Below are 10,211 nucleotides of genomic sequence, written 5' to 3'. Positions count from 1 at the left end.
TAATGCCGGATGATGCCCCGCTTGCAGACCCCGAGGCCACCGCTGAGGGTAAACCCGCGCTGATCCTGCATCCGACGCTGGCCGCCAAGGTGAACTTTGCGTCGGCGCAAAACGGTGTCGCGGTGATCAAGCGGTTGGCCGTCGAAAACAGCGGCGACGTCGCCGCCGAGGGGGTCCGCCTGACGCTGTCGTCACGCCCCGCGATTTTCCGTGAAAAGACCTGGGTCATTGACCGCATCGCGGCGGGCGTGACGCAGCCCTTGGGCGATGTGGACACCGTGCTGGACACCGCGCTTTTGGGTGGGCTGGATGAGGCCGAAATCGGGCAAATCCAATTCCGGCTGTCGGTCAGCGGCGCCGAGGATGTCACTTCGACCCATCCCATCGAATTGCTGGCCCGCGATGAATGGGGCGGGCTGGCGGAAATGGAAAACATCCTTGCCGCTTTTGTGTCGCCCAATCAGCCCTTTGTTGCCCGCATCCTGAAGGACGCGGCGCGCCTGCTTGAGGCGGCGGGGCAGTCGGGCGCGCTTGACGCCTATCAATCGGGCGATCCGCAGCGGGTCTGGATGCTGGCCGGCGCGATCTGGTCGGCGGCGACGGGCCTTGGCCTGACCTATGCCGTGCCGCCCGCATCCTTTGAACGGATCGGCCAGAAAATCCGTGACCCCGAACGCATCGCCGCCGAGGGGCTGGCCACCTGCCTTGACAGCACATTGCTGCTGGCCGCGGCCTATGAGGCGGCAGGGCTGAACACCGCCGTTCTGTTTTCGCATGGTCACGCATGGGTCGGCGTCTGGCTGGTCAAAAAGGACTTTGGCCGCCTGGTCGAACCCGATGTGGTCGAGGTCCGCAAAGCCCTTGTCGCGCGCGAATTCGTCGCTCTGGAAACCACTCTTTTGACGCAACGCCCCGCCATTGGCTTTGAACATGCGGTGCAGGCGGGCGGCGACCGTCTATCCGAAGCGCGCGAGGCCGAATTTATTCAGGCCGTCGATATCAACCGCGCCCGCGCGGCCCGCATCCGCCCCTTGGCCAGCCACCGCATTCAGGACGCGGCCCCCGCCTGCGACATCGCAGCCGCCCCCGCCGCACTGCCCCGCCCTCTGGATTTGGGCCTGTTGCCCGGTGAGCTGGTCGATGAAACCCCCACAACCGCCATGGGGCGCATCGAACGCTGGCAGCGGAGGCTGCTGGATTTGTCGCTGCGCAACCGGTTGCTGAACTTTCGCGAAACGCGCGGCGGGTTGGCTATGATCTGTCCCGATATTTCGGGAACCGAAGACCGGCTGGCCGATGGCGAAACCTTTCGCCTGTTGGCGCTCAAGGATGAAAACGCGGTGTCCGGGCGCGACCTGTCCGCAGACGAAGCGCGCCGGATCGAAATGGATCTGGCGCGTGACGCCCTGACGCGGGGCCAGATCGCCGTGCCTCTGACGCAACGCGAGATGACCAACCGCCTGACCGATCTTTACCGCAAAGCGCGCAGCGACATGGCCGAAGGCGGCACGAATACGCTGTTTCTGGCCGTTGGTTTTCTGCGCTGGAAACGCAGCGAAGGGGACAGCCGTTCCTATCGCGCGCCCTTGCTGCTGTTGCCGGTCAAGCTGGAACGACGCTCGGCCCAATCCGAATTCCGCCTGACCCAGCTTGAGGACGAGGTGCGCATCAACGCCACCCTGCTGGAACTGCTGAAACGCGATTTCGAACTGCGGATTCCCGAACTGGAAGGTGAATTGCCGCGTGACCATAGCGGGCTGGACATCCCCCGCATCATGGAGATCCTGCGCCTGCGCGTCCGCGATGTGGCAGGGTTCGAGATTGTCGAAGACTGCGCGCTGTCGACCTTTTCTTTTGCCAAATATCTGATGTGGAAAGATCTTGTTGATCGCACCGACAGTTTGCGCGAAAGCAATCTGGTCGCCCATCTGGTCGATAACCCGACCGAAGCGTTCGAGGGCGCGAAAACGCCCATGCCGCGCCCGTCAGACATCGACCGCAAACATGGGCCGGGCGATATTCTGGCACCGCTGCCCGCCGACAGTTCGCAACTGGCCGCCGTGCTGGCCGCCGCCGAAGGCCGCGATTTCGTGCTGATCGGCCCGCCCGGCACCGGGAAAAGCCAGACCATCACCAATATCATCGCCGACCAGCTGGGCCGTGGCCGGACCGTGCTGTTCGTGGCTGAAAAATCCGCCGCTCTGGATGTGGTGCATCGCAGGCTGGAACGGCACGGCCTTGGCGACGCGGTGCTGGAACTGCATTCCAGCAAGTCCGACCGCAAAAGCGTGCTGGCGCAGCTTGGCCGCGCATGGGAACGCGCCAGCGGCGCCGATGCGCAGGACTGGGTGCGTGTGGCCGACGATCTGCGCCTGACCCGCGATCAGCTGAACGACTATGTCGATGCGCTGCACCGTCCCGGTAGCCAAGGGTTCAGCGTGTATCAGGCCATCGGGCGCGTGGCGGGCGGGATGCCCGGTTTTGACCTGCGCTTTGACAACAAAGATTGCCACGACGCGGCCGGATACCAGCGGCTGCGCAACCTTGCCGATGAATTGGGGCAACGCCACCGGATCATTTCTGACCTTGACCCGCAAGGCCCGCTGTCGCTGCTGGATCAGGGCGAATGGTCCTTTGGCTGGCAGGACGACTATATCGCAAGCGCTCAGGCCCTGCGTCAGGCGCAGACCCGTGCCGCTGATGCGCGTCAGGAATTGGCGCGTGACCTTGGCCTGTCGCAGGAACAGGTTGACAGCCCGGATATTGCCGCCGCGCTGACATGGCTTGCCACGCAGCGGCTGGATCACCCCGCGATTGCCCCCGCCGCCTTGCGCGATCCCGACCGGGGGCAGGCGCAGCTTGACACGCTGTCGGGTGTGCTGACCGCGGCGCGGCAGGCACGGGGCGCGCTTGCCGCCAGTTACCCCGACGAGGGGCTGGCCGATATGCCGCTGGATACGCTGGAACTTCAATGGCGCGACGCGCAAGGCAAATCATGGCCCTTTGCCGGGATGGCGCAACGGAAACTGCGCCGGTTGCTGCAAACCTATACCATGTCGGGGCAGGCCGATCCGGCGCGCGATTTGCCTGCGCTGCGCCAATTGCTGCGGGCGCGGCAGGACATTGCCGCGTCGGACTTGCACGACCTGCCCGGATTCGCGGGCGAGTCGTCCGACATCACGCGCATCAGCGCCGAATTGGACGCCGCCAAGGCGTTTCTGGAACTGGAACGCCACCTGCGCGCCGCAGGTCTGCCCGCATCAAGGACCGAGGAACACCGGGCGGAACTGTCCCGGCTGTCGGGCGGCAGCTTCGCGCCGGCGCTTCGTCAGGTCGCCCAGACAAGCCACGCCGAACAGGCCGCCGCAAGCGCCTTTACGGCCCTTGGCGGTGCCTTGCCCCCGGATAGCGCCCCCCTGCTGGCCGGGCTGGAAAGCCTGCAACATCGCTTTTCCGATTGGCTGAAATGGCGCGCCAGCCGGGCCGAGGCGGTCCATGCAGGGCTGGAACCTCTGGTCGCCGCGCTTGAAGAAAAGGCCGATATCGACGACGCAGCCCGCGCGTTCGAACGCGCCTATATGGCGTGGTGGTTGCGTCTGGCAATGGATGCCGAACCCTGCCTGCGCGGCTTTGCGCATTGGCAACATGACGCGCTGATCCAGCGTTTCCGCGAATTGGACGCCGCTTTGGCCGATCTGGCCTCGACCGAGGTCATGCGCCGTCTGGGCAATGATTTGCCGATGCGGGACGCGGTGCCGCGCAACTCGGAACTGGGCGGGCTGCGTCACCAGCTGGGCTTGCAGCGCCCGACCAAGGCAATCCGCAATCTGATCGGCGATATGCCGACCAGCTTTGCCAAACTGGCGCCCTGCGTGTTGATGTCGCCCCTTTCGGTCGCGCAATATCTGCCGGCGGGGCAGGCGCAGTTTGATCTGGTGATCTTTGACGAAGCCTCGCAGATATCGACCTGGGACGCGATCGGCGCGATTGCGCGCGGGCGTCAGGCCATCATTGTGGGCGACCCCAAGCAATTGCCGCCAACCAATTTCTTTGGCCGCAGCGATGACGGCACGGATGACAGCACCGAGATCGCCGAATTTGAAAAGGATATGCCGTCGATCCTTGACGAGGTGTCGGCCGCGGGCATCCCCACGCATCGGCTGAACTGGCATTACCGCAGCCGCGATGAGGCGTTGATCGCGTTTTCGAACCATTTCTATTACGATGGCGGGCTGATCACCTTTCCGTCGCCCGATGCCTCGGGGCAGGCGGTGCGGCTGCACAAAATCAAGGGCGTATATCAGCGCGGCACCAGCAAGACGAACCCTGACGAGGCCCGCGCCATTGCCGCCTTTATCCGCAAGCGCCTGACCCAATGGCTGAAACGGCCCGAAGCTGACCGCCCCACGCTGGGCGTCATCACCTTCAACGCGCAGCAACAGGGCTTGATCCTTGATCTGCTGGATGCGGCGCGTAAGGAAAATCCGGATTTCGAATGGTTCTTTTCGGATGAACGCGAGGAACCGCTGATCGTCAAAAACCTTGAAAACATTCAGGGCGATGAACGCGATGTGATGCTGTTTTCGATCACTTTTGGCACCGATCAGGCGGGCAAGTTCACGATGAACTTTGGCGCGATGAACAAAGACGGGGGCGAAAAGCGGCTGAATGTCGCGGTCACGCGCGCCCGTGCAGAACTGCATGTGTTTGCGTCAATCACCGCCGATCAGATTGACATGACCCGCACGCGGGCGCGCGGCGTTGCAGACCTTAAGGCGTTTCTTGATTACGCTGATCGCGGCGCGGTTGCGCTTGCCGCGCAGGACAGCGGCTCGCTGGGGCCGGTGGAATCGCCCTTCGAAGAGGCGGTTCGCGATGCCTTGGCCGCGCGGGGCTGGGATGTGCGCACTCAGATCGGCGTGTCCGGTTTCCGCATCGACCTTGGCGTGCGCCATCCCGATCATGCCGGGGCCTGGCTGGCGGGCGTTGAATGCGACGGCGCGCGCTATCATTCATCCGCCACGGCACGGGATCGCGACCGGATACGTCAGGCCGTGCTGGAAGGGTTGGGCTGGTCCATCCTGCGCATCTGGTCAACGGATTGGTTCCGCGCCCCGTCGGAAACGCTGGCACGCATCGACACCGCGCTGCGTGATATCCTCGACGCCGACCGGGTCCGGCGGGCTGAAACCGCGACTGAGGTTGATCCGAGCCCGCAAGACGACACCCCCGTGCCGTCCGAACCAGAACAGGCGGCGCCCCCCGCCGCCATTCAGGACAGCCCCACGCCCGAGGTTGCCGCACCGCCGCAATTCGCGCAGGCGGCCGGTCTGCACGCCCCGCAAACGGGCATCCCGCAGGCTGACGCCGCGCCGGATCCCGACCGGTTCTTTGACGCCAGCTATACCCCGCAGCTTATGGCGCTGATGCAGCAGATCGTTGCCGCGCAGGGTCCAATGCCCGCCGCCACGCTGGCGCGCCACATATCGCAGCGCCATGGCTGGCAGCGCACCGGGGCGCGGATTCAGGCGCGTATTGCGGCCTTGGAAGACATGTTCGACGTCACGACCGAAGACGGCACCCGCTTTCTTTGGATCAAAGGCGGCGTTCGGGACCGGGTGCCATTTCGAGGCATGGACGGGCGTTCCCTGCGCGACATTTCACGCACCGAGATTGCCGAACTGATCGACCGCAACGCGATGCGTGTTGCCGAGGCCGAAGACCCAGAACTCGAAATCGCCCGCCTCGCCGGAATCGCACGGCTGAGCAAGGACGCAAGGGATTATCTGAGCATCTGCCGCAACTGGCGAGAGCGTTCCCAGACCGGCGACTAAACCGCAGCCCCTCTCGGGCGCCCGGATGTGGCACAGGACGATAACCCCGCCACGTTCGGCAGGCGTCGGTGGCGGGGTACGGCACGGCGTGAACGTGGCGACGACGGCTGTAAGGTTATCTTGATATTCGCGATAAGGTGAAAATGCGGACGATGTCCTTATCACCTGAAAGCGAATTGGGGCTAAACGAAAAGTCTTTGGGAAAGTCCGGGTTGTCGTAAGGATTTGTCCGATGGTTCACTTCGGGTTGGCGTTATTATTCGCTATCGCCTTTGTAATTTGGGGATATAGCGAAATTCAGTTTGTGCGTATAGTGGCGTTTGTTCTGATGTTTTTTAATCACCTGCCTGCGCTTATAATCGGTTAGCCGATGTCGGCGTAGCCACATGCGCAGCGTTCTGTTTCGGCACATTTCTTGCAGCTCTGTTCCCTTTGGTTTTAGCAGATTTAGAAAATTGTCTTCAATTGCAAACTGAAATCGTCGAGACCTATGGTGGTTATTTTTCATATAACGCAAGCGGCGGGTGTCAATCTGTGCGTGGGTAAGTTTTAGGCTCACCACTGATCTTCTTTTCCGGAATCTTCGCTTTTGCGTTGCGTATTATGCGCGCGTGCCAGTATGCAGTGGTGATTTCATTTATAATCGCGCTATCGGTGCTTTCAGCGTGGCGATCAGGGCGAATCGCTTTTGGCGGGCGCGGTTCTTGGTTCAGTTGGGGCGGCGTGGAGCGTGTGTTTCCGGGTTCGATGACAGTTGCCAGTGTGTTTGTCTGGCTCGAGGCGGGGCGCGTCGGGTTTGCGGTCTTTCTCGCTTTCCTTAGCCGGGAAAGGATGGCCCGAGCCATGCCCTTTAACGCATTCGTTGTGGCGAAACGCCACAGGCATTGATCTGACAGCGCGTTTTGGCCGGAACGAACCAGCAGATCGTTGCGGAGGGTAACCAACCAACCACATGACCCGAAAAGCGGCGCGAAAGCAGGACATGTGACGCCCCTGATGATGCCCAGGCGCGCGCCGGTGGGAACGATCGGCACCGCTCGTTGTAGGGGCTGCTTCCTGAAAAAGGTCGTCAAAATCGAATGGATGGGCGCAGATCAGGATTGCGGCAACCGGAATATCCGCACACATACCGCCAAAAAACCAATAGAAACCAGCGCCATATAAAAAACACGCAAAACCGATCTGGACAGATGGCGAATCACGCGGCAGGATAAATACAGTAAACCCGTCGTGATTTAGGTGATTCATATGACCCGACCGCAATTCGTGGCTTTTTCCGGCTCATTCAGCCGTCCATCCAAGACGCGCGCCCTGGTGGCCGAGGCCGCGCGGCGTGCCGTTCAGACCTATGGCGGCGCGGCCCATGTGTTTGATGTGGGCGATCTGGGCGATGATTTCGCCGCCCCGCAGGGGCCGGGTGCCGCCGCGCAGCACCATATTCAGGCGGTGCTGGCCGCTGACGCGCTGATCGTGGCCAGCCCGGTTTACAAGGGCAGCTATACCGGGCTGTTCAAACATTTCTTTGACCTGATCGACCCGCTGGCTTTGGCGGGGAAGCCGGTCTTGCTGGCCGCGACGGGGGGCGGTGATCGCCACGCGTTGATGATTGAACATCAGATGCGCCCGCTGTTTGGGTTCTTTGAATCGCGCGCCTTGGCGACGGGGGTTTACCTGTCCGCCGCCGATTTCGACGGCGAACAGATCGCGTCACCCGCCGCATCCGAACGGCTGGACCGGGCCTTAACGCAATTTGCGGCCTATCTGCCGGGCCGGGCGGCGGCCCCGCTGCGCGCCGTTATCTGAAAGGACAGCATCATGACACAAAAACGCATCATCCTGAACGCCTTTGATATGTCCTGTGCGGGGCATCAGGCGGCGGGGACATGGCGGCATCCCGCCAGTCAGGCCAGCCGGTATAACGATCTGGATTATTGGACCCACCTTGCGCGGGAATTGGAACGCGGGTGCTTTGACACGCTGTTCATCGCCGATGTGGTGGGCGTTTATGATGTTTATCGTGGCTCGGCCGAGGCCGCGCTGCGTGATGGCGCGCAGGTGCCGGTGAATGATCCCTTTGCCGCGGTGTCGGCCATGGCGGCGGTGACGCAGCATCTGGGCTTTGGGGTGACGGCGGCGGTGACGTTTGAACATCCCTATCTGCTGGCGCGGCGGTTATCGACGCTGGATCACCTGACCAAAGGCCGCGTGGCGTGGAATGTGGTGTCGTCCTATCTGGACAGCGCGGCGCGCAATATCGGCATGGACCGTCAGATGTCGCATGACGCGCGCTATGATCTGGCCGAAGAATATATGACCGTCACCTATAAGCTGTGGGAAGGCAGCTGGCAGGACGGCGCGGTGCTGCGCGACCGGGAACGCGGCGTGTTCACCGACGCGTCCAAGGTGCATCCGATTGCCCATGACGGCGACTATTTCAAAGTGCCGGGGTTTCATTTGTGCGAACCCTCACCGCAGCGCACGCCGATGATTTTTCAGGCTGGCGCGTCGTCGCGGGGCCGCGAATTCGCCGCCCGCCACGCCGAGGCGATGTTTGTTCTGGCCACAAACCCCGACACGGCTCGCAGCCTGACCGACAAAATCCGGGCCGAGATCGCCGCCGCAGGCCGTGACCCGCAATCGGTCAAGATTTTCGCGCTGTTGACGGTCATCACCGGCCCTTCGGATGCAGCCGCGCAGGCGAAATATGCGGAATATCTGGACTATGCCAGCGTGGAAGGCGCGCTTGCGCTCTATGGCGGCTGGACCGGGCTTGATTTTTCGACGCTGGACCCGGACGCGCCCCTGACGGCGGTTGAAAATGACAGCCTGCGCACGGTGCTGGAATCGCTGGCGGCGGACGGGCAGGACTGGACGATCCGCGATGTGATCCGCAAGCGGTCGATCGGCGGTTTGGGTCCGGTGCTGGTCGGAGGTCCCGACACCATCGCCACCCAGCTGGAACAATGGGTGGATCACGGCGGCATTGACGGGTTCAATCTGGCCTATGCCATCACCCCCGCATCGACGACGGATTTCATTGATTTCGTTGTGCCGGAACTGCGCCGCCGGGGCCGGGTGCAGACCGACTATATCCCCGGCACTCTGCGCGAAAAGCTGACCGGCCAGCCCCGCATCGCCGACAGCCACCCCGCGGCGGAATGGCGCAGCCATTACATCGGTCGCCCCAGTGTGGCCGACGCCACCCGCCCATCCGGTTTTGACACCACCCCCAGCATGGAGGCCGCCGAATGACCGCCCCTGATATTTTCTGGTTCCTGCCCACATCGGGCGATACGCGCTATCTGGGAACATCCGATACGGGCCGCGCGCCAACGGCGGATTACCTGCAACAGATCGGCGTTGCGGTCGATCGTCTGGGCTTTGACGGGATGCTGATTCCGACCGGAGCCAGTTGTCTGGATCCGTGGGTTGCCGCCGCGTTGTTGGCGCCGGTCACGCATCGGCTGAAATTGCTGGTCGCGCTGCGCACATCCATTCAGGGACCGACCGTATCGGCGCGTCAGGCCGCGACGCTGGATCAGGCGCTGAAGGGGCGGTTGCTGCTGAATGTGGTGCCGGGCGGCGATCCGCGCGAATTGGCCGCCGATGGCGTGTTTTTCAGCCATGATGGCCGTTACACCAATGCGGACGAATTTCTGACCGTCTGGAAACGCATTATGGCGGGCGAAACCGTTGATTTCACCGGCGATCATATTCGCGTTGAGGGCGCGCGCAATTTCCATCCCGGCCCGCAGCAGCCCTATCCGCCGCTGTATTTCGGCGGCTCCAGCCCCGCCGCGCATGAACTGGCGGGCAAACATGTTGATGCTTATCTGACATGGGGCGAACCCCCGGCGGCGGTTGCGGCGAAAATCGACGATGTGCGCGAAAAGGCCGCCCGCCATGGCCGCAGCGTCCGGTTCGGCATCCGCCTGCACGCGATTGTGCGCGAAACCACGTCCGAGGCCTGGGCCGAGGCCGACCGCCTGATTTCCCGCCTGTCCGATGATGACATCGCCCGCGCGCAGGCCAATTACGCGCAGATGGATTCGGTCGGTCAGGCGCGGATGAACGCGCTGCATGGCGGCGACCGCAACCGGCTGGAAATCGCACCCAATCTGTGGGCCGGGGTCGGTCTGGTGCGCGGCGGGGCCGGCACCGCCTTGGTGGGCGATGCCGCGACGGTGGCCGAACGCATGGCGGAATATCAGGCCTTGGGCGTCGATACCTTTGTCATGTCAGGCTATCCCCATCTGGAAGAAGCCTATCGCTTCGCCGAACTGATGTTCCCGCTCTTGGGCAAGGACGCGGTGACGTTGCAGGGATCGAACCAAACCGGCGGCGCGTTCGATGTGCGCGCCCGTGCCGCCAGCTAAG

At 63.0% G+C, this 10,211-nt stretch carries 4 protein-coding genes; all 4 read left to right on the top strand.

What is annotated here, in order from left to right:
- The first annotated feature begins 2 nt into the window (after nt 1–2).
- The 4 genes from Q4G20_RS12305 (at nt 3) to ssuD (ending at nt 10,210) form a co-directional block, all read left to right on the top strand.
- Nucleotides 3–5,834, top strand: a complete 5,832-nt coding sequence (locus Q4G20_RS12305; RefSeq protein ID WP_303343755.1) for a DUF3320 domain-containing protein — start codon at nt 3–5, stop codon at nt 5,832–5,834.
- Between the two features lie 1,248 nt (nt 5,835–7,082).
- Nucleotides 7,083–7,637, top strand: coding sequence for an NAD(P)H-dependent oxidoreductase (locus Q4G20_RS12300; protein ID WP_303343754.1), 555 nt, complete (start codon nt 7,083–7,085; stop codon nt 7,635–7,637).
- 12 nt (nt 7,638–7,649) lie between these two features.
- Complete coding sequence (locus Q4G20_RS12295; protein ID WP_303343753.1) at nt 7,650–9,086, top strand: LLM class flavin-dependent oxidoreductase; 1,437 nt, start codon at nt 7,650–7,652, stop codon at nt 9,084–9,086.
- A complete protein-coding gene (ssuD, locus tag Q4G20_RS12290; protein WP_303343752.1) occupies nt 9,083–10,210 on the top strand; it encodes an FMNH2-dependent alkanesulfonate monooxygenase in 1,128 nt (375 codons plus the stop codon). The genes Q4G20_RS12295 and ssuD overlap by 4 nt, the downstream gene beginning before the upstream one ends.
- Nucleotide 10,211: the final 1 nt, after the last annotated feature.

Source organism: Paracoccus sp. (in: a-proteobacteria), from assembly GCF_030538495.1.
GTDB lineage: Bacteria > Pseudomonadota > Alphaproteobacteria > Rhodobacterales > Rhodobacteraceae > Paracoccus.
The sequence above is the reverse complement of the archived record's forward strand: the minus strand, read 5'-3'. Positions and strand labels throughout refer to the sequence as shown.